This window comes from Jeotgalibaca ciconiae (assembly GCF_003955755.1).
In the GTDB taxonomy this organism is placed as follows: domain Bacteria; phylum Bacillota; class Bacilli; order Lactobacillales; family Aerococcaceae; genus Jeotgalibaca; species Jeotgalibaca ciconiae.
Genome location: NZ_CP034465.1, coordinates 2,715,895 through 2,739,750, shown reverse-complemented (window position 1 = coordinate 2,739,750; position 23,856 = coordinate 2,715,895). Strand labels below are relative to the sequence as shown.

Below are 23,856 nucleotides of genomic sequence, written 5' to 3'. Positions count from 1 at the left end.
TGTATGATTTGGAGAGAATAAAGTTGCTGAGGGAGTGAGCGGAGACGCTCGCTCTTTTTAACGCATTGGGCACTAAAAAGATTGATATATATTAAAGGGAGGGTTTTTGTGAGCCGAGTAGTTGATGTTGTAAAGGAAGCAGTTTTACCTGTAGTCGAAGAGCGTAACTTTGAATTGGTTGACGTAGAATTTCTGAAAGAAGGTAAAAGCTGGTTTTTGCGAATTTACATTGATAAACCAGGTGGAATTGATATAGAAGAGTGCGCGTGGGTAAGTGAGCGTGTAAGTGACATATTGGATGCAATGGATCCAGACCCAATTCCTCAGGCTTATTTCTTAGAAGTTTCCTCTCCGGGTGCAGAAAGACCATTAAAAACTGATAAAGATTTACAAAACGCAATTGGAAGCTATGTACATCTATCCTACTATCAAGCAATTGAAGGAGAAAAGTTTCATGAAGGTACTCTTCTTGCTGTCACGGAAGATTTTGTTCAATTGGAGATTAAAGTAAAAACTAGAACAAAAACAGTCGAGATTCCACGCGATAAAATCGCAAAAGCAAGACTGGCAATCCAATTTTAAAGTTTAGTAGGGAGTGAATGAGAAATGAACAAAGACATGCTTAGTGCTCTTGATATATTAGAAAAAGATAAGGGCATTTCAAAGGAAATCGTAGTAAGTGCGCTTGAAGCGGCCTTAGTTTCTGCTTATAAAAGAAATTATGGACAGGCGCAAAACGTTGAAGTTGAGTTTAACGATAAAACAGGGGATATCCATGTTTATTCAGTAAAAGAAGTTGTTGACATGGTCTTTGACTCAACATTAGAAGTCAGCATTGAAGAAGCTTTGGAAATTAATAAAGGGTACGAAATAGGTGATAAAATCCGTTTTGAAGTAACACCGCGTGATTTTGGACGTATTGCGGCTCAAACGGCAAAACAAGTAATTATGCAGCGTATTCGTGAAGCAGAGCGCAGTATTATTTATGATGAATTTATTGCTTATGAGAATGATATTTTAAATGGTGTGGTAGAACGTCAAGATTCTCGTTATATCTATGTAAATCTAGGTAAAATCGAAGCTGTTCTTTCAAAACAAGAACAAATTCCTGGCGAAGAATTCCAACCGCATGACCGTATTAAAGTATATGTTACAAAAGTTGAGAATACTTCAAAAGGACCACAAATTTTTGTAAGCCGGAGCCATCCTGACTTATTAAAACGCCTATTCGAGCAAGAAGTACCGGAGATATATGATGGCGTCGTTGAAATTGTGTCAATTGCTCGTGAAGCAGGAGATCGTTCGAAGATTGCAGTTCGTTCACGCGATATAAATGTTGATCCAGTTGGAACTTGTGTGGGCCCACGCGGACAACGTGTTCAGGCAATTGTAAATGAATTAAAAGGCGAAAACATGGACATTGTAAAGTGGGATGAAGATCCTTCACAATACATCGCAAATGCTTTAAACCCAGCGCAAGTAATCCAAGTAGACTTTGAACCAGAACACGGCAGCTGTACGGTTGTTGTTCCCGATTATCAGCTTTCTCTTGCTATAGGTAAGAGAGGCCAGAATGCTCGCTTAGCAGCGAAATTGACTGGCTATAAGATTGATATTAAATCTGAAACTGACTATAGTGAATTGATGCAAAAAAATGAGCAAGTAGATGAAATATACGAAGTAGCAGCAACAGACGAATTTGCTGATGATGATGCACAAATCACAGAAGAATTTGTGCAGGATATCGAAGATCTTGATCCAATCGATGATTCAGAGCAAATTCAACTTCAAGATGAAATCGATGAAGATATTTTGGATCCTGATGAAGCCGAGAATCGCATTGCGGAAGTAGAATTAGATCCAGAAGAAGATTATGAAGAGTTATTAGATAATTCCATAGATGAATAAGGAGTGACACCTTGTGAAAAAGAAAAAAATTCCTATGCGTCGCTGTATTGTCTCAAATGAGATGAAACCAAAAAAAGAAATGATTCGGATTGTCCGTACTCCAGAAGGAGCGTTGGAAATAGATCCTTCTGGCAAAAAAAATGGCAGAGGAGCCTATGTTTCTCTGGAACCCCTTTTAGTTGAAAAAGCTAAAAAAAATAAGCTGCTTGAACGTCAATTTGAGGTAGAAGTATCTGAAGAATTCTATCAAGAATTATATGAATACGTCGATCATCAAAAAGCTAGGAGCCAAATAAATGGATCAGTATAAAAAACAACTGAACTTACTTGGCTTAGCAACGAGAGCTAGAAAGTTAATTACGGGTGAAGAGCTCACTATTAAAGCGGTTCAGCGCAATGAAGCAAAGTTGGTTCTTGTTGCAGCAGACTGTAGTGAGAATACGAAAGAAAAAATGGTAAATAAATGCACCTATTACAATGTTCCACTCGAAATCATTTTTTCTTCTGAAGAAATTAGTCAAGCAATTGGAAAGAGCCGCTCTATTTGTGCTTTTACTGATAAAGGTTTTGCAGACAGTTATTTTAAACTGAAAGGAACGAACAACATGAGATAAGGAAGGTGAAGACATGGTTAAAAAAAGAGTCTATGAATATGCGCAAGAACACAAAATGTCGAGTAAAGATGTTCTTGAAAAAGCAAAAAAAGCCGGACTAAATTTTCAAAGCCACATGTCAATAATGGAAGATGAGGATGTTAAAAAAATGGATAAAACAATGAAGAATAGAAATGAAGCACCTGTATCTTCCCAAAATAAGAAAAATACAAATGTTTCACAAAATGAAAATAAAAATACCCAAAGAAAAAGCAATACACCGCCTAAGCAAGTGAATAATAAAAATACAAATAAGCCTGCTGAGAGCAAAGAAACGCCTAAAAAGACAGAGGCTCCGAAAGCAGCTGCTAGTCAAGGAAACCGTGGTCCCAAAGCTGGGAATGCTAACAGGAACTTTAATAATAGAGGAAAAGGCGGATTCAATAAGCGCAATCGTAAAAACAAACGCGATAATCGTGCTCCTAAACCACCAGTTCCACAAAGAAAGTTCCGTGAATTGCCAGAAACATTTATTTATACAGAAGGTATGAATATTCAAGATGTTGCTAAAAAGCTGCATCGTGAACCAGCGGAAATCATCAAAAAATTGTTCTTGATGGGGATTGTTGCTACTCAAAATCAACCACTTGATTCGGATACATTAGAATTAATTGCTACTGATTATGGTATTAATGCAGAGCAAAAAGTGGAAGTAGATGTGTCCGATTTAGAAGTTTATTTTGATGCAGAAGAAAATGAAGACGAATTAGTAACACGTCCGCCAGTTGTGACAATTATGGGGCACGTTGACCATGGTAAAACCACTTTGCTCGATTCGCTTCGTAATACAAAAGTGAGTCTGAGTGAAGCAGGTGGAATCACGCAACATATTGGTGCTTACCAAGTCGAAATCGATGATAAGCCAATTACGTTCTTGGATACACCAGGGCATGCGGCATTTACAACTATGCGTGCACGGGGAGCAGATGTTACTGATATCACGATTATCGTTGTAGCTGCGGATGATGGTGTCATGCCACAAACCGTTGAAGCAATAAACCATGCAAAAGCTGCTGATGTTCCTATTATTGTTGCTGTAAACAAAATTGATAAACCAACCGCAAATCCGGAACGAGTAATGCAAGAACTGACAGAATACGAATTAATCCCAGAAGATTGGGGCGGAGACACAATTTTCGTAAATATTTCTGCAAAATTTGGTCAAGGAATTGATGACTTATTAGAAATGATTCTTTTAGTTGCTGAAGTTCAAGAGTTGAAAGCAAATCCAAATCGTTTAGCAATCGGAAGTGTTATTGAAGCTCGCTTAGATAAATCAAAAGGGCCAATTTCAACTTTACTAGTACAAGGCGGAACATTAAAAGTTGGAGACCCAATTGTTGTTGGTAACACACATGGTAGAGTTCGTGCAATGACGAACGACCAAGGACGTCGTGTAAAAACAGCTGGTCCATCTATGCCGGTCGAAATAACTGGATTGAACGAAGCTCCGCAAGCAGGAGATCGTTTCGTAGTATTCGAAGATGAAAAAACAGCGCGTTCAGTGGGCGAAGAGCGGACAAAACGTGCTCAAATGGAATCACGTTCTGGTCAAAATAGAGTAACACTCGACAACTTATTCTCTAGCCTGAAAGAAGGAGAATTAAAAGAAGTTGGCGTTATTATTAAAGCTGACGTACAAGGTTCTGTTGAAGCATTGGCAGGCAGCTTGAAGAAAATCGAAGTAGAGGGTGTTCGTGTACGCATTATTCACTCTGCAGTGGGCGCTATCAACGAAAGTGATATTACTTTAGCTGCTGCAAGTAATGCAATCATTATTGGCTTTAATGTTCGTGCGACACCACAAGCAAAAATTCAAGCAGAACAAGAAAGTGTAGATATTCGTCTGCACCGCGTTATTTATAACGCAATTGATGAAATTGAAACAGCTATGAAAGGGATGCTTGATCCTGAATACGAAGAAAAAATCACTGGTCAGGCTTTAATTCGTGAAACTTTCAAAGTATCTAAAGTTGGTACAATCGGTGGTGCATTTGTCACAGACGGAGTCATCAAAAGAAGTAGTGGTGTTCGTGTAATTCGTGATAACATTGTTATCTTCGAAGGCGAATTAGCTTCTCTAAAACGTTTCAAGGACGATGTTCGTGAAGTGAAAAATGGCTTTGAGTGTGGAATCATGATTGAAAACTACAATGACATTCGTGAAGATGATGTCATTGAAGCATTCGAAATGGTTGAAATTACTAGAAAATAAGTATATTCTTATTATTAATAGTAGTTATAAAGGAGAGATTCCCATGGCAAACTATCGAGCTGGTAGGGTAAAGCAAGAAATTCAACGTGAAGTCAATGACATCTTGTCTAAACGAATCAAAGACCCGAGAGTCCAAAATGTTACAATCACCGATGTGGACTTAACAGGCGATTTACAAAACGCAACAATTTACTATAGTACGCTACAAGAACTAGCAAGTGAACGAGAGAACATTCAGTTAGGTTTAGAAAAAGCAACTGGATTAATCCGCAAAGAGTTAGGTTCTCGTTTAACTTTATATCGTACACCTGAATTAGTATTTAAGCGTGATGAATCAATTGATTATGGAAATAAGATTGAAGAATTAATTCGACAAATTCACGACGAAGATTAAACAAAATAATATCGGATGAATATTATAATAGAGGAGCTGAGTTTGATACTCAGTTCCTCTATTTTTTATGAAGTATGATAAAATAGTGAATGATATCATCATTAGGAAATACTCTCAGTTAAGAAAAGAGGATGGTTGTATGACTCTTCAATTTATAATCGGCCAAGGAACGGCTGATAAGCGAACAGAATATATTCAAGATATTAAACAAATAATGAATGAGCAACCAGATGCAAAGTTTTTCATTATTGTCCCTGAACATGCAAAATTTGAAGGTGAAATGAAAATTCTAGAAAAACTATGGAAATCGGATGAAGAGGAAGATAGTCCTTTTATCGGTTCCATCAATTTGCAAATATTTAGTTTTAGTCGTTTAGCATGGTTTTTTCTAAAAGATAAAGAGGTTTTTCAAAAGAAACGATTAAGCGATTCTGGAATCAGCATGTTATTACGAAAACTTTTACTCGATTCAAAAGAGGAATTCATTTTATTCAGAAGAGAAATAGAAAAAGAAGGATTCATTCAACAGCTGACAGATCTATTTAAAGAATTTAAAGCAGGGAATATTTCAGTTGAAGATTTAGAAGCATCTATTAGCTATCAAAGCGATTCGCCCAGGTTACTGGATCAACAGCAAAAAATAAGGGAAATCCTTTCAATCTATAAAAAATATTGTACGGTTGTTGATGAGAATTATATCCAGTACGAATTTTTATTAGAAAGCTTGGCAAATTGTATTTATGAAACAAATGCAGAGAATACTTATCTCTATATTGATGGTTATTATTATTTCAGTGCACAAGAACTGCAAATCATTCAAGCGTTTCTTCATCAAGCAGCTAGAGTAAGTGTTATATTGGATTTAGACAAGGCTTACGTTGAAGGTCCGCCTGAATTAACAAATCTCTTTCATGCTGCTGGGAGTACATACTTTCAATTGTATCAATTTGCAAGAAGTAAAAACATTCCTATTCTTCATGATAAAAAAATTGTTTCTCAAACAGATGGTTATCAAGAAGGAATTATTCAACTGGATAATTATTGGATTCAATCTACTTCTGGAAGTAAACAAAGTCCCACTCTGCAATTGGAGAATAAACATTTTGAAAAAGAAATCGAAATTTGGTCGTGCGATACAAAACAGGCAGAAATCTTTCATATTGCTAATAGTATTAATCGGCTGGTAGTTGAGAAAGGATATCGTTATAAAGATTTTATTATTTTAGCTCGACGCGTAGAGGATTACGAAACAATTCTGAAACCGTTGTTCCAAAAAGCGAATTTGGAAGTTTTCTACGATAAAGCAGAAGAAATGAGGCATCATCCCTTTACAGACTTTATTGATAGTTTATTCCGTGTGCGCTTTAATTATTGGCGATACCCTGATATTATGCGACTGCTGCGGACAGAGTTACTGATACCTACAGTAGAAAATAATGAAGATCTTTCAATTAAACAGAAAAAAGAACTTTTAAAAGAATACCGTGATACGATTGATAAAACCGAAAATATACTGTTGGCATATGGTTACGAAGGAAATGCTTGGTTTCAAAAGAATGAATGGTCTGCCTATCGTTTCAGTGAAGTAGATGAAGAGTTACAATCAGAGAATCAACCACTTGGAATGGCGGAGGCCAATAAAATCAAAGTCTTTTTACAATCTCGCTTATTACCATTTTATAAAAAATTACAAGCCGTAAAAACTGGCAGGGAAGCTGCTACAGTAATTTACCAATTTCTGGAAAAGAATCGAATCGATGAACAAATCATTTTTTGGCGTGATGCCGCTATCGAAGATAATGATCTAGAAAAAGCGCGGCAGCATGAACAGCTATGGAAAACATTTATATTACTGTTAGATGAGTACGTTGAGACGTTGGGTGATACTCCTTTTGATGCGAGAACATTCCATGAGATTTTAATGACTGGTTTTGAAACAGCAACTTATAGTATTGTACCGCCTGCATTAGATGAAGTGGTTTTTTCAAGTATAGAAGGCGCTCGGTTTCAACCTGCGAAAGTTGCTTTTATCATTGGCGCAACACAAGAAAATTTACCAAAAGTCCATGAAAATCGCTCTTTATTAACAGAAGAAGAACGAGAAACATTACAAAGTACTTTACAAGCTGAAAATAAATATTTGTCTCTCTCGATTTCAGAGTCTACTGCATCCGAACCTTTTATCGCTTACCAAGCTTTTTTAGCGGCTACAAAAAAATTATATATTACTTATCCATTAAGCGTGGATGGCAGTACACGAATTCAAAAAATATCCCCTTATATCGCCCGCATTTCCAAAGATTTGAATTTATCTATTCAACATAAAGCGGCAGATATTACCGATTCAAGTCAACCAGAAGATTTTATTGGCAGCAAGGTTCAGAATATTAGTCAACTGGTGAAGTTAATAAGAAATCAATTCACTACTGAGGATAAAATGCCATTCATCTGGAGAAATATCCTTTCGTTCTTGTATCGAGATAAAGAGTCTGTGAAAGTAATGGAACGTATTTTTAGAAGCTTGAAATATAAAAATATCCCTGAACAATTAACACCGGAAATTGCAGAAAAACTTTATGGTAAGAATCTTTTTCTTTCTGTTTCTCAACTGGAAAGTTACTACTTGGATTCCTATAGCCATTTCTTGCAATATGGTCTGCGATTAAAAGAAAGGCAGAAATATGAGCTTTCTCCAGCTGGTGCCGGTGAGTTCTATCATGAAGCATTAGAGCATATAGTAAGACGCATGGCCCAAGCAGATCAGTTATCAGTTGATACAGTCCAAAAAATTGCACAAGAAATTCTGGTCCATCTCTTCGGGATGGATAAATATGCGATTTTATCGAGTTCGAACCGCATGAAGTTTATTCAAGAGCAATTGAATGAAACAATTGAGCATCTCTCCACTATTATTTATGGTCAGCGTTCGCTCACTACTTTTCAAAATGTAAGAACGGAAGCAATCTTTGGTCCTCCAGGTATGGAAAATGAATTAGAAGGAATGGTTTTTTCATTAAAGAACGACCGAAAACTATATTTAAGAGGGAAAATCGACCGAATTGATAAAATTGAAAAAGATGGAAAGCAGTATTTATCTGTGCTGGATTACAAATCAAGCCAACATTCTTTTGATTTTATTGATGCTTATTATGGATTGGCAATGCAAATGATTACTTATTTAGATATTGCGATGTTAAATGCCGATCGATTATTAGCTTCTAATGCAGAACCTGCAGGTGCTTTTTATCTTCATGTAAAGAACCCTTTATTAAAGGCACTTATTAAGCCCGAAGAGGGAGAGTTCAAAAAGCAGCTTCTTTCCGAACATAAATTAAAGGGGCTGCTAATTGCAGAAACAGAACTAACGAAAATAATGGAACCGGATGTAGAGCTTGGAGAGTCTGCTTTGGTATTACCATTCCGTTATAAAAAGTCTGGCTCGTTTTATTCAAATGTCAACGATTTAGTAACTAGAGAAGAATTGGACTTATTAATAAAAAACAATCGTCGAAGAATTCAAGAGGCCGGTAATCAAATTTTATCCGGTGAATTGAAGATGAATCCAGTGAAAGATAAGCTCTACATTCCATCCATTCAAGGACCCTATCGGGCAATCTCTCAATTTGATAGTACATTAGCTGAAAATCGATATCGACGATTAGAAAAATTAGATAAATCAAAAGTATTACAAAAGCTTCAAGAAGAATTGGAAGAAGGGAGCGAAAGAGATGGCAATGATTCCTCCAAAAACAAAGAATGAACGCTTCACAGATGAACAGTGGCAAGCTATTTATCAAACCGGAAATAATATCCTTGTAGCTGCTTCTGCCGGATCAGGAAAAACTACTGTATTAGTTCAAAGAATCATCGAAAAGATAAAAAACGGTGTAAACGTTGATGAATTGCTCGTGGTCACCTTTACTGAATCAGCAGCTGTTGAAATGAAAGAAAGAATTCGAATTGCCATTCAAGATGCGATTAACGCGGCAACAACAGATGAACAATATCATCATTTATTACGGCAGACTACACTGTTACCTCAGGCGTACATCAGTACCATTCATGCTTTTTGTTTACGTGTTATTCAACGTTTTTTCTACTTGATCGATATTGATCCAGTCTTTCGAATTGTTGCAGACACAATTGAAGTAGAGATGTTAAAAGAAGATGTTTGGGAAGAGTTGAAAGAAGAACAATACGGAGAATCTGGAACGTTTTTTAAGCAATTAGCAAAAGCCTATTCCAACGATAGAAACGATGAAGGATTAAAAGAATTGATTTTTTCTTTATATAACTTTTCTAGAGCAAATCCTAATCCCAGAAAATGGCTGTCAAATTTGTCAAATTTTTATGATATGAGTAATGGGCTAGAAAAGAGTGATCTCTATCAAAATTTACTGAAGCCTCAAATCAAAAGAGAGCTGGAAGGAACTATTTATACACTTGAACGAGCTGTTCACTTGGCAGGGGATTCAGAAACAACTGATAAACATCGTGAGTTGATAGCAGTAGAAAGAGCTAGGCTCATTGAGATTCAAGAAGCGATTATTGCTGATGAATATCAAAAAGCCTATGAATTATTAAAAGAATTTCGTTTTCCAAGATGGCCTAGTACCAAAAAAGACAATCCTGATAAAGAAATCATTCAACAAATGAAGCAGTTGCGTGATCAAAGTAAAAAAGAGATTGGAAAACTTCAAGAAAATTTCTTTACACGCTCTTTAGAAGAACAAGAAGAAATCATTGAGCAGACCAAACCATTTATCGATGAAATGATTCGAGTAACCACTCTTTTTACAGAGGAATATTGGCAACAAAAGCTATCAGACAACGCATTGGATTTTAATGATTTAGAACATTTGACACTAGAAATATTACTGCCTCTGAGAAATGGAAAAAGGGCACCCAGCGAAGCCTGCTTTTATTATCGAGGCAAGTTTCAAGAAGTGCTGATTGATGAATACCAAGACGTGAATCAGCTTCAAGAGAGTATACTCTTTGGCGTGACGAGGCACCAGCCTGAGACGGAAAATTTATTTATGGTTGGCGATGTCAAACAATCCATTTATGCTTTTCGCTTGGCTGATCCTGGGCTATTTTTACAAAAATATGAAAAATTTGCTAAAAATGAGAATGGTGAACGAATTATTTTAGCCGAAAATTTTCGTTCTCGTGGAGAAGTTATTTCTTTTACAAATTTTATTTTCACTCAATTAATGAATAAAGATGTGGGTCAGATGGAGTATGACGAACTTGCCGAATTAAAGCAAGGAAACAAAAACTTTCCAAATGATTCAAACGCTAAAACAGAGCTCTTAATCTATTTAAAAAACAGTAATAAAGAAGAAGAAATTCCTGTTACTGATGAATACACTATGCAGGAAGACAGTGAGCTTGAGACCTATATTGATGATAAAGCAACTGGTGAAGTAACCATGGTTGCTCAAAAAATACGCGATTTAATTAATAAAAACACGACAATCTATGATAAAAAGAAAAAAACAGATCGTATGGTTCAATACAAAGATATTGTATTGCTAACTCCAACAAAAAAGAATAACTTGTTGATTTTGGAAACTTTCAAGGAATATGGAATTCCTCTTATATTAAATGATTCTCAAAGTTTCTTTCAGCGTACAGAAATAACGGTAATTTTATCACTATTGAAAACCATTGATAATCCACGACAAGATATTCCTTTGGCTGCAGTATTACGTTCGCCGATTGTTGGTTTAAATGAGCGGCAATTAGCAGCCATTCGACTTGCTCAGCAAAGCGGCGATTATTATGATTCCGTTCAATCATTCATCAAGCTCTATAACGAAGAAGAAGTTGATTCTTCGAAAGAAAATGAAGATTGTTATCAAAAACTTACTCGATTTATGAATCAATTAAATGGATGGCGTGAATACACAAAACAAAATAATTTGGTGCAATTAATTTGGCGAATTTATGAAGAAACAAATTTTATTGACTATGTTGGTGGAATGTCTTCCGGTAAGCAACGAGTAGCGAATCTTCATGCTTTGTATGAACGTGCAAAAAAATATGAAGCTACGAACTATAAAGGATTATTTCAGTTTGTTCGCTTTATTGAAAGAATCCAAGAACGAGACCAAGATTTAGCTGAGCCAACCACTTTTAGCGAAGATGAAGATGCCGTTAGAATTATGACGATTCATGCAAGCAAGGGATTAGAATTTCCAATTGTATTTATCATGGATATGTCAAAACAGTTTAACATGCAGGACTTAAGAAAAAGCTATATATTCTCTGATAAATATGGCATTGGCACGGATTACGTTGATGTTGAAAACAGAATCAAATATCCCTCCTTAGTTACCTATGCTTTTGCGAATGATAAGAAAAAAAATCTACTTGCAGAAGAAATGAGAAAATTGTATGTAGCTTTAACTCGGGCAGAACAAAAAATATTTTTAGTAGGTTCGTATGAATCAAAAGAAAAAATGTGGCAAGAGTGGGGGATGGCCGACGAATCGTTCAATCGTATTCTTCCAGACCATCTTCGTTTATCCGCTAATAACTTCATGCAGTGGATTGGTCTGGCACTTTACCGGCATCAAATAATCGACCCAGATTCACAAATCAAAAATTACCGTGGAGAATTATCAAATTATCCAGTCGATTTTTCAATTTCATTTATGAACTCTGAAGATTTATTGGGTAATATTGTAACTGTGAACTTAGAAAATGAAGTTGATTGGGATAAAAAAATTCTTTCTTTGGTAGAGGATAAAGCAGAAAAAAATCGAATATCAATTGACTTTGAAACGGCTGTGAAACTGATGGAAGCAGAGTACCCTCACGAAGCGGCTACGCAAACAACCAGCTATCAATCGGTATCAGAAATTAAACGTCTCTTTGAAGATCCTGACAATGCGCAACTGCTCCAGTTGGAAGTCGGTCAACAAGGAGATGCAGGTCGATTTGTAGAGCCTAGGCTTTCTCGTCCAAAATTTCTTCAAGAGGAAACTATTCCTACAAACGCTGAGATTGGAACTGCTGTACATTATGTTCTACAAAATCTTACTTTAGGAAAGCCAATTACTGAAGCACATATTAAACAACTTACTAATGACTTAGTTGAAAAGGGCACGATAAAGGAAAATGTCGCAAAACGAATCGATCATTCGCTTATTCTTGATTTCTTTGAAACTGATTTAGGAAAGAAAGTTCAGGAAGATGCATCAATGGTTCATCAAGAAGTTCCTTTTACCATGTTAATGAAAGCAGGGAATATTTTTGAAGGTATTTCGCCTAGCTCTGATGATCATTTATTGATCCATGGGATTATTGATGGTTTCATTGAGTATTCAGATGAAATCATTCTTTTTGACTTTAAAACTGATTACGTCGGGGAGAACATAGAAGGAGTTGTTTCCAAATACAAAGGGCAAATGATTGTTTACCGACAAGCGTTGGAACAAATTAAAAAGAAAAAAGTTACGCAAACTTATCTGTGTTTGCTATCTACAAACCAAAACATTCTTATCGATTAAATAAGAAAGATCAACAAAAAAAATCTGAGAAAGTTCTCAGATTTTTTTTGTTTTAATAAGTATACTCATTTCCGGCATTCCATAATAGGAATTCATGTACGTCATGATCCTTTAAGGCTTGTACTTGAGCCATTACTTCTGCATTACCATATTCCTTATAGTAACCAGCTCCTAAATAAGAGGCCGTAAAGTCTTGAAGCCATGGACGAGTAATTGGAGTGCTTTCTAATGACTCTAATAGTGGTAATTCAACCTTCATGTATTCATCAACAACCTCATATGGATACAAATCTGGTGTATCAATTCCAAAGTAAGATACTCCCCAATGACTTGGATAGATCATAGAAGAAATAACATCAACATTTGAAGCAATATTACCAAAATTTTGACCGATACCAGGTGCTTCTGGAACGGTTGCTGCATATCCAAAGATGTCTACAGAAACGTCAACACCATAAGGCAATAGCTTCTCATGAGCATAAGCAACAAAATCAGAGACTGCTTGAACACGTTTTTGTGTGTCATCCATATCTAGATTTGCGTATTCCCCCATATCATAGCTCAATTCATCTCCCCAAACTTCAAAACCTTCTGGGAAACGGACATAATCAAATTGAATTTCTTTAAAACCGACTTTTGCGGCTTCGATTCCAACATTTACTGCATAATCCCATGTTTCTTTCAGGAAAGGATTGATGAAGGCTTCACCATTTCCTGCAGTCCATACAGTCCCGTCACCATGACGGAAAGACATTTCCGGTTGTTTTTCTGCTAGCAGCGTATCTTTAAATGCAACAATACGAGCAATTGGATAAATTTGTTTTTCTTCGAATTTCTTAAGTAGTCCTTTAATATCCTCAATCGTATTAATTGTATTGCTTATCATATGATCGTCTTCTGTATCAAATTCAGCTGTCACGTAACCATGATCATCTTTAATATCGATTACCATCGCGTTCAAATCATTGCTATCTAAATAAGTGATCATTTCATCCATTTTATCAGGATTACCTGCAGAATTGGCAGTCAGGTAAATTCCTTTTACTCCGTCTTCTGGATAAGAAATAGAAATACCACTGTCATAATAAAACTTTTGCGGTAAATTATTCATTTCAGGTGCTGTTAAAAATGAATTCTCACGTAAAGATAAAGAAGTAGGCGCTTGTTCTTCTGTTTCACTTGCTTTAACCTCATTCATGGAAGGAAGGGTAAAAGTAAGCAGAGCGAAAGCTGTCGTTAATTTTAATAATTTCTTCATTTCTTATTCTTCCTCCCGTTCAGGTGATGCAATTAGTTTTGGATCTACCATTTCATAGCCTTTTTCTCGCAGGCCATCGATAATATCACCAATGGCTTCAGAAGTCCATGGACGGTCGTGCATCAATAAGTTCGCTCCGCTACCCAAGAATTCAGTATTCACCATTATATCAGCGAGAGCAGGACCATTCATATATGCTTCTTCCCAATCGTAGCCATAAGTCCAATTCATCATTGTCATACCTTCTTCTTCAATAATCGCTAAAGTATTTTCATCAAATTGGCCATAAGGAAGACGAAGGAAGCGAGGTTTTTCACCGGTAATATCTTCAATTAACTGATTTGTTTTGGTAATTTCCTCTTGTTGTTCTTCGTAAGTAAGGGTGTAAAAATCAGGGTGAGAATAGGAATGATTACCAATTTCAAAGCCCATATCGTATATTTCTTTTACAATTTGTTTTGCTTCCTCATCTTCTAAAAATTGGCCAATTAAAAAGAAAATGGCATTTGCACCTTTATCTTTAACTGTATTAGCAATTTCAATAGCATGGCTATCAGGTGGTTGAGGAGCATCGTCAAATGTTAACAATGCGACTTCTGGAGAAGCTTCATTGATCGGTTCAACCGTAAAAATACCAGGATTTATTTCATACTCATATGCAACTGGTTCATCAGGAAGTTCACTTTCGCCAGAAGTTTCTTCTGAAGAATTTTCGCTGGAAGCTTCTCCTTCACTCGAAGTATCCACATTTTCAGTTGTTTCATTTGAAGATTCTGCTTGGGAAGCGTCATTTTCATCAGCTTCTCCACTGCTACATCCTGCTAAAGCAGTTAAAGATAAAAGCAATAATAGTGATTTTTTCATAGTGATTAATCCTCCTTATTGTTCTTGCAATGCCGTTAATTCCGAAACTAGCTCCGTTTCTTGTGTATCAAAAGCAGCTAATAAATCTATCAGAGGTTGAATCTGACTTAAATTTGCATCACTTGTTCCATTCAGGGTTTCTACTCCATCGTAAAGAGTATCAAAATCTGCCTCTTCAGAACCAAAAGATTCAAAAATTTGTTTCTCTTGTTCGAGTTGTTCTTCATAGGAAGCAGCATAATCAGTTACAATGGAATTGATTTCATTTATTGTCGCTGCAAATGCATGAATTGCCTCGATCGGTAATGTTTCCTCTTCAAATCCTTGTAGCTTTTCTGCTTCTTCTTGTAAACTAGTTACAGCAGACTGGACACTCTCCAATGCCTCCTCGCGGCTTTCAATATTCGCGAATACTGAAGCTGAACCGTCTTTGAAGTTTACTAATTCTTCATCTGCAGCAATTGCTTCATCAAAATCTGCTTGGATCTGAGCTTCTTTTGTTTGAATCTCATTTAATGAGACAACCAATTCTTCCTTAGTAGCATAGGCAGATTGAACTTCGCTTTGAACGCTTTCTGCTTCGCTTGAACATGCGGTTAAGAAGAGGGTGCTTGCCAATAATAACCAACTAATCTTTTTCAAGATAGCATCTCCTTTATAGTTAAATTAAATCATACCTACACATTATAACGAAACCCCCTCCAAAAATTCAACCAAGATCCCTATTCTCATTAGATTCTTTTAAATAATTTAGCTTTAGCTTTATCACATTTTCGTTTACAATAGGAGGAGTAGTCTGAATAAAAAAGTAAGTGAGGAAATTAAATGGTCTTTTATTATGTTTTTGCAATAATTCTTATTGTGATCGATCAGCTTTCAAAATGGTTTATTGTTCAAAACTTCGAATTATACGGCGAAAAAGTTCTTATACCAGGTGTTTTTTCTTTATTTTATATCCAAAATAAAGGAGCAGCATGGGGAATTTTTGAAGGAAGAATGGTTTTCTTTTATATTATTACGATTCTTGTAGTGGGTTATCTGATTTATACATTCCATAAATACGAGATTAAAAGTAAACTTGTCGGATGCAGTTTTTCATTGATTCTCGCTGGAGCGATAGGTAATTTTATCGATCGTCTCTTAAATGGCTATGTAGTTGACATGTTTCGATTAGATTTTATCAACTTTCCAATCTTCAATGTCGCAGATGTCTGTTTAACCGTTGGTGTCATTTTGATGATTATTCAAGTATTATTTTTTGAAGAGAAAGAAGAAAAATAGAAAGATAAAGGAAATGATTATGACAAAAGCAGAGCATTTTTTAAAAGTTAACAATGAAGAAGGCCGGATTGACAAAGTATTAACGGAAAAGTATCCAGAATTTACCCGAACCCAGATTCAAAGTATGTTAAAAAAAAAATTTATTTTGGTAAACAATAAACCGAAAAAAGCCAATTATAAAGTTCAAGCTGGAGATGAAATCGCCATAATCGTTCCAAAAGAAGAAGTGATAGAGGTTAAACCGGAGAACATCCCGCTAACAGTAGTTTATGAAGATGATGCCATTGCTGTTATTTACAAAGAAGCTGGTATGGTTGTCCATCCATCTAAGGGACATCTTTCCGGAACGTTAGTGAATGCATTACTCTATCATATGGATAACTTATCGGATGGTTCTGACGAATTAAGGCCTGGCATTGTTCATCGTATCGATAAAGATACATCTGGTTTGCTCGTGATTGCCAAAAATAACGAAGCATATGAAAAATTGACCCAGCAGTTTCTAGACCATTCCATCGAACGAGAATACATTGCATTGGTTCATGGTGAAGTAGAACATGAAGAAGGCACTATAGACGCTCCCATCGCTCGAATGACCAATAATCGGATGAAGCGGATTGTTGCCAAAGAAGGAAGACATGCAGTTACTCATTTTAAGCGTATAGAACTATTTGAAGGATATTCTTTACTTACGCTAAACCTTGAAACAGGTCGAACCCATCAAATCCGTGTCCATATGAAATACATTAACCATCCAGTTGTAGGAGATCCGATGTATGGACCAACCGACAGTGTCGATATACATGGTCAATTTTTGCATGCTGGTGTGCTCGGCTTTAAACATCCAGAAACAGAGGAATGGGTCCGATTCACCCAACCATTACCTGATTATTTTACAAAAAAATTAGAAAAGTTACGTAACAACAATTGACAGATGCTCTTGTTTTGCTTATGCTTATTCTGAATTTAACTACATAACAACCTTTAAAGAAGTCCAGAGAGGCTGAAAGGAAGTCTATTGAATACGAATTTAGACGTAATGGAACCCTTATGCTTCTTTGCATAGGGGTATTTTTTTATTAAAGGAGAGAACAGGATGAAAAAAGAAGTCAGTATTATGGATGCTGCTACAATAAAGCGTGCTATTACTCGAATCACTCATGAAATTCTAGAACGCAATGGCGGAACGGAAGATTTAATATTAGTAGGAATTCGAACAAGAGGGATTTACCTGGCAAAGAGAATTGCCGCACGTATGAAAGAATTTGAGGGAGTAGACATTCCAGTTGGCGAATTGGATATTACTCTATACCGGGATGACCAACATTTTGCAAAAGGACAGGATCCGGTTTTGAATGATACAACTATACCTTTTTCAATTGAAGGCAAGCATGTTGTTTTAGTAGATGATGTATTGTTTACTGCTCGGACAATCCGGGCCGGGATGGATGCCGTTATGGATCTAGGAAGAGCAGACCGAATCACTGTAGCCATCTTAATTGACCGAGGGCACCGCGAGTTACCGATTAAAGCGGATTATATTGGAAAAAACATTCCAACTGCTATTACCGAGCAAATCTCTGTTAAATTACAGGAATATGACGGGGATGAAAAAGTTACTTTAATTAAGAATGGCGAAGAATAACAGGAGGAAACGCAATGAACACCAAACCGATGATTGCACTAGATTTTTCTACTGCTGAAGAAACAAAGACATTTCTAACTCTGTTCAAAGACGAAGAATTATATGTGAAACTGGGAATGGAATTATATTATCAAAATGGACCCGAAATTGTGAAATGGGTGAAAAACTTGGGGCATGAAATCTTTTTAGACTTGAAACTACATGATATCCCTAATACAGTTTATCGTGCAATGAAAGGTTTGGCTGCTTTGGATATTGATATGATCAACGTTCATGCTTCAGGCGGCTCTCAGATGATGAAGGCTGCAAAAGAAGGAATTATGGAAGGTACACCAAATAAATCAAACCTGCCAAAGTTAATAGCTGTCACGCAATTAACTTCTACTACAGAAGAGGCAATGAGAAATGAACAGTTGATTCAAGCTTCCTTGATGGATAGTGTCTTGCATTATGCCAAGAATACTTGTGAAGCTGGTTTGGATGGTGTTGTTTGTTCCGCATGGGAAGCAGCAAAAATTAAAGAAATCACTTCTAGCGATTTTCTCTGTGTTACGCCGGGTATTCGACCTGCTGGAGCAAGCATAGGCGACCAGCAAAGGGTAGCAACCCCTCAAAAAGCACATGAAATGGGTTCCTCTTATATCGTTGTAGGAAGACCCATCACGCAAGCAAGTAATCCGGTAGAAGTCTACCAATCAATCAAAAGACAATGGAATGGAGAATAAAAAATGACAGTAGCAGAAAATATTGCCAAATCACTTCTTGATATTAAGGCAGTAAGTTTAAGCCCTCAAGATCCGTTTACTTGGGCTTCAGGAATGAAAAGCCCTATTTATTGCGATAATCGCATTACAATCAGTGTTCCCAAAGTAAGAACTGAAATCGCAAATGGACTGGCAGATTTGATTAAAGAGAAATATCCTGAGGCGGAAGTAATTGCAGGAACTGCTACGGCTGGTATCCCTCATGCGGCTTTTATCTCACAAATTATGGACTTGCCAATGATTTATATTCGTGGAAAAGCAAAAGATCATGGAAAAGGAAACCAGATTGAAGGAAGAATTCAACCTGGTCAAAAAATTGTTTTAGTAGAAGATCTAATATCAACTGGAGGAAGTGTTATTGAAGCAGCTAAAGCTGCTGAAAACGAAGGTGCTGTCGTACTCGGATGTGTGGCAATCTTTACTTATGAACTCCAAAAAGGAAAAGAAAACTTCGAGAAGAGTGGCTATGCAATTGATACTTTATCAAATTACAGTACCTTATTAGAAGTTGCTCAAGATACAAAATATATTACTTCTGAAGATTTCGATTTATTGAAAACATGGAGCAGTGATCCCGAGAACTGGCTATCTTAAATCGATATTCCTCCAGAAAATGCGAATAAGTAAGAAAAGCGGACAAGTCCGCCTTGGCCTATGAAAAAATAGGAAATTTGACCCTGAATGAGCAGCGAAGCGCGCAATGGGGCAAATTTATCTTTTTTTCACTAGGTCAGGACTTGGGAGCTAGACATTGATGGCTGAACTTATAATCCCCTAGTCTATAAAAAAAGCTTGAAGAGAAACGTCTAAGACAAAAGACGCTTTCCTCAAGCTTTTTATTTTACTCGTAATGAGTCGACAAATTCTTTCCTTGGAGTGACAAAAAGAGTTGTTTGGTTTGTATAAATAACAAATCCAGGTTTCGCGCCGTTCGGTTTCTTCACATATTTTACTTCTACATAATCAACTGGAACATTGGCAGATTGTTGATATTTTGAATAATAAGCAGCGATGGTGGCCGCCTCAATCAATGTTTCGTCAGAAGGGTTTGCGTCTTCCACAATCACGTGAGAGCCAGGAATATCCTTCGCATGAAGCCAAATATGGTTGTTTCGTGCTTTTTTTAACGTTAATTCATCATTTTGTGTATTATTTTTACCGACACGTATCGTTGTACCGTCAGATGAAACAAATTGATGCGGTTTGCTTTGTTTTCTTTTTTTCGTTTTATTTGATCGCCTGGATTTTATATATCCTGAACTTTTTAATTCCTCTCGAATATCATCTAAATCTTGTGGATCAGATAAAATGATTTGTGTTTCGATAGAATCTAAATAGGCGTTCTCTTCTTTTGTTTTTGCAAGTTGATCTTTTACATACTTAACAGAATTCATCAGTTTGTGATACCTTGTAAAATACTTTTGCGCATTTTGGGAAGCAGAGAGAGAGGGATCCAAATCAATCATCATCTCTGAATTTTCCTCATAGAAATTCGGCAAACTAACTTGCTTGCTGCCTTTGTCAACCATATGCAAATAAGCGGTGAGCACTTCTCCTTTTATTCGATATTCGTCTGCGCTCTCACTTTTCTTCAACGTATCCTCTAGTTTAATGATTTTATTTTTATTCTTTTGTATTTCATTTTGGATAATCCTCAATAAATCAGAAGCGACCTGCTGGATGCGGTCTTTTGTTGCTTTATCTTGATAATATCGGTCAAGCAAATAACTCGGGCTGTCGAATTCTTCCGCTTCGCCATCCATTGTAGAGTAAGAGTAGGGTGCGAAAGTCTGTTTTCCTTTCTCTGTTGTAAAAAGGGTTGGCTTTCTATCTTGTACTCGTTTGATAAAGACTTGCATCGTTGAATTGAGTTCCCCATCCTGTTCATCTAACAATGATAATATTTCCAGCGCTGTATCACGACCAATTCCTTGAAAGATACCTTGAATATCTTTTGCTGATTCGACCACTTGAGAATCATTTATTGAATCAAAGGGATTCAGTTTATCTTGATGGGGCGGTAGTACATATTCTGCTCCTGGGTAGGTTGAACGATAAGAATTTTGATAAGCAGGAACGTGCTTCAATGAATCCATGATGATATTTGTTTCTCCATCCACAAGGAAAATATTACTGTGTCTGCCCATCATCTCGGCAATTAAGGATACATGTTTTCGATCACCAAGATCATCAAATTTCAAAATTTTAAATATGACAATCCGGTCATTGTGGTGTTGTTGAATATCCTCAATAACGGCTCCTTCGATGTTCTTTCTTAAAAACATACAGAAGTTCGGTGCTTGATCAGGGTTGGAAAGTGCTTCTTCTGTTAACTGGATTCTTGCGTAAGAAGGGTGAGCTGACAGTAATAACTTATGATTTTTTCGATTTGCTCGGATTGTGAGCAGTAGTTCATGCGGGAATGGTTGATATATTTTACTAATTCGACCATTATTTATCGTGTTTAACAATTCATTTACGATAATATGAGTGTAAATTCCATCGTAGGACATCAATATTACCTCCATTTCTAACTTATTTATTATACCATAAAGTCTATTTTCCTCTCGTTTTTTCTAATCAGAAAAAATATCTTTTGTCAACTTGCCAAATATCGGGAATTTGATGACAAAATTTCTGCGTTTTTCATTTTTTTTCCATTGACCAATTACAAATCTGTATTATAATTGGTATTAGCTGGTGAATGAAAACGCAAACATCTGCTTTTACGTTAAGAAATTAAAAGTGAAATCAAAAATTTTTTTAGCAGCTGTTAAAATCTTAGGGGGGATTTATTAATTTCTTAACAGTAAATGTTTGGGGGGTTTATGTTTTCTTGATCTCAACTTGAGAAACTGCCTGTTCATACTTTAAAGTTATCGGGAAAATTGTTTTGGGGGAATTTTCTCGGATTTCTTAATCGTTAACTTTGAGGCTTGGGGGGAATTTATGATATGGGCTGCGAAAGAAATTTGGGGGGATTTTTAGATGTTGAGCTAATAATCATTTACCAGCTGAGAAGTTATACGGAGCAGATTCCGTATAACTTCTCATTTTTTTCTCATTTCACTATTGACTTTTAATGGAACGAACGATAGTATGAAGTTATCAAATTTGAAAAGGAGCAGTTAATATGTCTAACACTATGCAAGCAACAAACTTTATGAACTTTTACTGGCACAGCCACATGGAGTAGGTTGTTTTCTTTTGCGACACGTTAACTGTCCATAGATACAACCTCAGAGCTATCTGAATGTATCTATGTGGAATACTGAATTTAATTATTCGCCACGTAGACCAACACCATAGTCTATGTGGCGGTTTGTTTTATAAGGCTGCCCTGATGTCATTCAGATGGCAGCTTTCTTTCTTTATAATCAAATAATAATTATATGGAGGTATTTCTCATGATAAAAAATTCTAATACATTCAAAACGATGGTTGCGCTTCTTTGTAGTTTCGGATTGGCAGCTTGTTCAACAGTTGATACAGGTGAAGAGTCATCTGCCGCTAGTACTTCAGCTAATGATGATCTTCCTTATATCGGAATTTTACAGTTGACTTCTCATCCGGCACTTGATGCTATTTCAGAAGGGGTAATTGATCAGTTAGAAAAAGCTGGATACATTGATGGGGAAACAGCAGTCATTGATTTGCAAAATGGGCAAGGCGATCAATCCAATTTACAATCCATGACCGAGCGTTTTCTAGCAAATGAAGCAGATATTTTAGTAGGGATTGCAACACCTGCTGCCCAAACGTTGGCAAATGCCACTCAGGAAATTCCTATTATCCTTGGTGCTGTGACAGATCCAATTGCAGCTAATCTTGTTGATTCCCTTGAAACACCAGGGAAAAATATCACAGGAGTCAGTGACAAAATCCCAGTTGAAGCACAGTTTGATTTAATTAAGGAACTACTGCCTGATATTAAGACAATTGGCTTCTTGTATTCATCTAGTGAAGATAACTCCTTAAGTTCTGCTATTGAAGCAGAAAAAGTGGCAAATAGTCTAGGGATTGAAGTGATTACCAAAACCATTACTTCTGCTAATGACGTTACTCAAACAGCTGAATCATTAGCAAAAGAAGTGGATGCAATCTGGGTTCCACTAGATAACACAGTCGCAACAAGTACTGCAACATTGATTTCTATTGCGGATGCTCATTCTATTCCAGTCTTTCCTTCTGTTGATACAATGGTAGAAGAAGGTGGTTTGGCTACGGTTGGGTTAAACCAATATAATATTGGTATACAAACCGGTGAAGTAACAGTTGCGGTTCTTGAAGGCGAAGATCCAAGTCAATATGCAATCCAATCTCCTAACGAAACAGAAACCATTTTGAATTTAGAAAAAGCTTTACAATTAAATATTGAGGTGCCAGACTCCATTAAGGATACGGCCATTATAATGGAGTAGAAAGAGGGAACAATATGAACATGTTAATTTCTGCTATTGCACAAGGATTAATATGGAGTTTATTGGCATTAGGGCTTTATATTAGTTTTCGTATCTTAAATATAGCGGATATGTCAACAGAAGGAACGTTTACCTTAGGCGGTGCTGTAGGCGTTCAATGTATTACTTTAGGAGTAAACCCATTTTTGGCAGTTACCATCGCAATTTTGGCGGGGGCAATTGCTGGAGGAATTACTGGTTTTTTAATCACAAAGTTGAATATACCTAGTCTGTTAGCAGGTATTTTAACGATGACTGGTATTTACTCCATCAATTTACGCGTAATGGGAAAAGCCAATCTAAATATTCTCGGATTGGATACGATTTACACGAGATTGGCTAATTTAGAATTACCCAGACATATGGATACTATCTTAATTGGACTTCTATTCGTAGCAGTTATTGTTGCAATTTATACCTTATTTTTCAAAACCGAGTTTGGACAAGCATTAATTGCAACGGGCGATAATGAGGCAATGGCCCGTTCACTAGGTATCTCAACCAATACCATGAAAACAATTGGTTTAATGATGTCAAACGGCATTATTGCTCTGGCAGGAGCAGTTATCTCTCAAAGTAATGGCTATGCGGATATTCAAATGGGTATCGGAGCAATTGTAATCGGACTAGCTTCGATTATCATCGGTGAAGTGCTTTTTTCAAATGTGACTTTCACCGTCCGTCTCATTTGTCTTGTTGTCGGCTCAATCTTGTATCGTTTAATTATGGTTCTTGTTCTAGAGGCTGGTTTAAATCCAAATGACTTCAAATTGATTTCAGCAACTATGTTAGCGATCTTCTTAGCTCTGCCAAAAATCAAAGAAAAGTATTATTTATGGAATTACAGCAAAAAGAATGGACGCACAACCATGAAAGAAAGGGGCGTGAAATAAT

At 36.5% G+C, this 23,856-nt stretch carries 19 protein-coding genes; 15 read left to right on the top strand and 4 right to left on the bottom strand.

Annotation, left to right across the window (positions count from 1 at the left end; genetic code table 11):
* Positions 1-108 precede the first annotated feature (108 nt).
* The 8 genes from rimP (at position 109) to addA (ending at position 12,690) form a co-directional block, all read left to right on the top strand.
* On the top strand, positions 109-582 hold the full coding sequence (rimP, locus tag EJN90_RS12680; protein ID WP_126111829.1) for a ribosome maturation factor RimP: 474 nt from the start codon (positions 109-111) through the stop codon (positions 580-582).
* 24 nt (positions 583-606) lie between these two features.
* Positions 607-1,908: a transcription termination factor NusA gene (gene nusA, locus EJN90_RS12675; RefSeq protein ID WP_126111827.1), complete on the top strand. Its 1,302-nt coding sequence runs from the start codon at positions 607-609 to the stop codon at positions 1,906-1,908.
* Between the two features lie 13 nt (positions 1,909-1,921).
* A complete protein-coding gene (gene rnpM, locus EJN90_RS12670; RefSeq protein ID WP_126111825.1) occupies positions 1,922-2,218 on the top strand; it encodes an RNase P modulator RnpM in 297 nt (98 codons plus the stop codon).
* Positions 2,205-2,522, top strand: coding sequence for a L7Ae/L30e/S12e/Gadd45 family ribosomal protein (locus tag EJN90_RS12665; RefSeq protein ID WP_126111823.1), 318 nt, complete (start codon positions 2,205-2,207; stop codon positions 2,520-2,522). Before rnpM ends, EJN90_RS12665 begins: the two co-directional genes overlap by 14 nt.
* Before the next feature lie 13 nt (positions 2,523-2,535).
* Positions 2,536-4,776 (top strand): translation initiation factor IF-2, encoded by a 2,241-nt coding sequence (gene infB / locus EJN90_RS12660; protein WP_126111821.1) that lies wholly within the window; start codon positions 2,536-2,538, stop codon positions 4,774-4,776.
* 43 nt (positions 4,777-4,819) lie between these two features.
* Positions 4,820-5,170, top strand: a complete 351-nt coding sequence (gene rbfA, locus EJN90_RS12655; RefSeq protein WP_126111819.1) for a 30S ribosome-binding factor RbfA — start codon at positions 4,820-4,822, stop codon at positions 5,168-5,170.
* A 139-nt stretch (positions 5,171-5,309) separates the two neighbouring features.
* A complete protein-coding gene (locus EJN90_RS12650; protein WP_164544092.1) occupies positions 5,310-8,930 on the top strand; it encodes a PD-(D/E)XK nuclease family protein in 3,621 nt (1,206 codons plus the stop codon).
* Positions 8,899-12,690: a helicase-exonuclease AddAB subunit AddA gene (gene addA / locus EJN90_RS12645; protein WP_126111815.1), complete on the top strand. Its 3,792-nt coding sequence runs from the start codon at positions 8,899-8,901 to the stop codon at positions 12,688-12,690. The genes EJN90_RS12650 and addA overlap by 32 nt, the downstream gene beginning before the upstream one ends.
* Before the next feature lie 52 nt (positions 12,691-12,742).
* Here addA and EJN90_RS12640 read toward each other — a convergent pair whose 3' ends face one another.
* From EJN90_RS12640 to EJN90_RS12630, 3 genes are read right to left on the bottom strand one after another with little or no spacing between them, the layout of a single operon-like run.
* The gene (locus EJN90_RS12640; RefSeq protein ID WP_126111813.1) at positions 12,743-13,948 is read right to left on the bottom strand and encodes a putative glycoside hydrolase; all 1,206 of its coding nucleotides are present in this window, start codon (positions 13,946-13,948) and stop codon (positions 12,743-12,745) included.
* A 3-nt stretch (positions 13,949-13,951) separates the two neighbouring features.
* Positions 13,952-14,812, bottom strand: a complete 861-nt coding sequence (locus EJN90_RS12635; RefSeq protein WP_126111811.1) for a polysaccharide deacetylase family protein — start codon at positions 14,810-14,812, stop codon at positions 13,952-13,954.
* Between the two features lie 15 nt (positions 14,813-14,827).
* Positions 14,828-15,454: a YkyA family protein gene (locus EJN90_RS12630; protein WP_164544091.1), complete on the bottom strand. Its 627-nt coding sequence runs from the start codon at positions 15,452-15,454 to the stop codon at positions 14,828-14,830.
* 183 nt (positions 15,455-15,637) lie between these two features.
* On the opposite strand from EJN90_RS12630, the gene lspA reads away from it, so the two are divergent.
* The 5 genes from lspA (at position 15,638) to pyrE (ending at position 19,096) form a co-directional block, all read left to right on the top strand.
* Positions 15,638-16,093 (top strand): signal peptidase II, encoded by a 456-nt coding sequence (gene lspA / locus EJN90_RS12625; protein WP_126111807.1) that lies wholly within the window; start codon positions 15,638-15,640, stop codon positions 16,091-16,093.
* A 19-nt stretch (positions 16,094-16,112) separates the two neighbouring features.
* On the top strand, positions 16,113-17,024 hold the full coding sequence (locus tag EJN90_RS12620) for an RluA family pseudouridine synthase (protein WP_126111805.1): 912 nt from the start codon (positions 16,113-16,115) through the stop codon (positions 17,022-17,024).
* Positions 17,025-17,189: 165 nt separating this feature from the next.
* Positions 17,190-17,738 (top strand): bifunctional pyr operon transcriptional regulator/uracil phosphoribosyltransferase PyrR, encoded by a 549-nt coding sequence (pyrR, locus tag EJN90_RS12615; RefSeq protein ID WP_126111803.1) that lies wholly within the window; start codon positions 17,190-17,192, stop codon positions 17,736-17,738.
* A gap of 14 nt (positions 17,739-17,752) precedes the next feature.
* Complete coding sequence (pyrF, locus tag EJN90_RS12610) at positions 17,753-18,463, top strand: orotidine-5'-phosphate decarboxylase (protein ID WP_126111801.1); 711 nt, start codon at positions 17,753-17,755, stop codon at positions 18,461-18,463.
* 3 nt (positions 18,464-18,466) lie between these two features.
* Positions 18,467-19,096: an orotate phosphoribosyltransferase gene (gene pyrE, locus EJN90_RS12605; RefSeq protein WP_126111799.1), complete on the top strand. Its 630-nt coding sequence runs from the start codon at positions 18,467-18,469 to the stop codon at positions 19,094-19,096.
* A 242-nt stretch (positions 19,097-19,338) separates the two neighbouring features.
* Here pyrE and EJN90_RS12600 read toward each other — a convergent pair whose 3' ends face one another.
* Entirely contained in the window at positions 19,339-21,015 is a 1,677-nt protein-coding gene (locus EJN90_RS12600; RefSeq protein WP_126111797.1) for an NFACT RNA binding domain-containing protein, read from the bottom strand.
* 894 nt (positions 21,016-21,909) lie between these two features.
* Here EJN90_RS12600 and trpX point away from each other — a divergent pair.
* Together trpX and EJN90_RS12590 are read left to right on the top strand one after the other, a co-directional pair.
* Entirely contained in the window at positions 21,910-22,923 is a 1,014-nt protein-coding gene (gene trpX / locus EJN90_RS12595) for a tryptophan ABC transporter substrate-binding protein (RefSeq protein ID WP_164544090.1), read from the top strand.
* Positions 22,924-22,937: 14 nt separating this feature from the next.
* On the top strand, positions 22,938-23,855 hold the full coding sequence (locus EJN90_RS12590) for an ABC transporter permease (RefSeq protein ID WP_126111793.1): 918 nt from the start codon (positions 22,938-22,940) through the stop codon (positions 23,853-23,855).
* Position 23,856: the final 1 nt, after the last annotated feature.

Excerpts from the sequence above, each read along its gene's own strand:
- nusA (WP_126111827.1), top strand. The coding sequence starts at position 607 with ATGAACAAAGACATGCTTAGTGCTCTTGATATATTAGAAAAAGATAAG.
- EJN90_RS12665 (WP_126111823.1), top strand. The coding sequence starts at position 2,205 with ATGGATCAGTATAAAAAACAACTGAACTTACTTGGCTTAGCAACGAGA.
- infB (WP_126111821.1), top strand. The coding sequence starts at position 2,536 with ATGGTTAAAAAAAGAGTCTATGAATATGCGCAAGAACACAAAATGTCG.
- rbfA (WP_126111819.1), top strand. The coding sequence starts at position 4,820 with ATGGCAAACTATCGAGCTGGTAGGGTAAAGCAAGAAATTCAACGTGAA.
- EJN90_RS12650 (WP_164544092.1), top strand. The coding sequence starts at position 5,310 with ATGACTCTTCAATTTATAATCGGCCAAGGAACGGCTGATAAGCGAACA.
- addA (WP_126111815.1), top strand. The coding sequence starts at position 8,899 with ATGGCAATGATTCCTCCAAAAACAAAGAATGAACGCTTCACAGATGAA.
- EJN90_RS12640 (WP_126111813.1), bottom strand. The coding sequence starts at position 13,948 with ATGAAGAAATTATTAAAATTAACGACAGCTTTCGCTCTGCTTACTTTT.
- EJN90_RS12635 (WP_126111811.1), bottom strand. The coding sequence starts at position 14,812 with ATGAAAAAATCACTATTATTGCTTTTATCTTTAACTGCTTTAGCAGGA.
- lspA (WP_126111807.1), top strand. The coding sequence starts at position 15,638 with ATGGTCTTTTATTATGTTTTTGCAATAATTCTTATTGTGATCGATCAG.
- EJN90_RS12620 (WP_126111805.1), top strand. The coding sequence starts at position 16,113 with ATGACAAAAGCAGAGCATTTTTTAAAAGTTAACAATGAAGAAGGCCGG.
- pyrR (WP_126111803.1), top strand. The coding sequence starts at position 17,190 with ATGAAAAAAGAAGTCAGTATTATGGATGCTGCTACAATAAAGCGTGCT.
- pyrF (WP_126111801.1), top strand. The coding sequence starts at position 17,753 with ATGAACACCAAACCGATGATTGCACTAGATTTTTCTACTGCTGAAGAA.
- pyrE (WP_126111799.1), top strand. The coding sequence starts at position 18,467 with ATGACAGTAGCAGAAAATATTGCCAAATCACTTCTTGATATTAAGGCA.
- EJN90_RS12600 (WP_126111797.1), bottom strand. The coding sequence starts at position 21,015 with ATGTCCTACGATGGAATTTACACTCATATTATCGTAAATGAATTGTTA.
- trpX (WP_164544090.1), top strand. The coding sequence starts at position 21,910 with ATGATAAAAAATTCTAATACATTCAAAACGATGGTTGCGCTTCTTTGT.
- EJN90_RS12590 (WP_126111793.1), top strand. The coding sequence starts at position 22,938 with ATGAACATGTTAATTTCTGCTATTGCACAAGGATTAATATGGAGTTTA.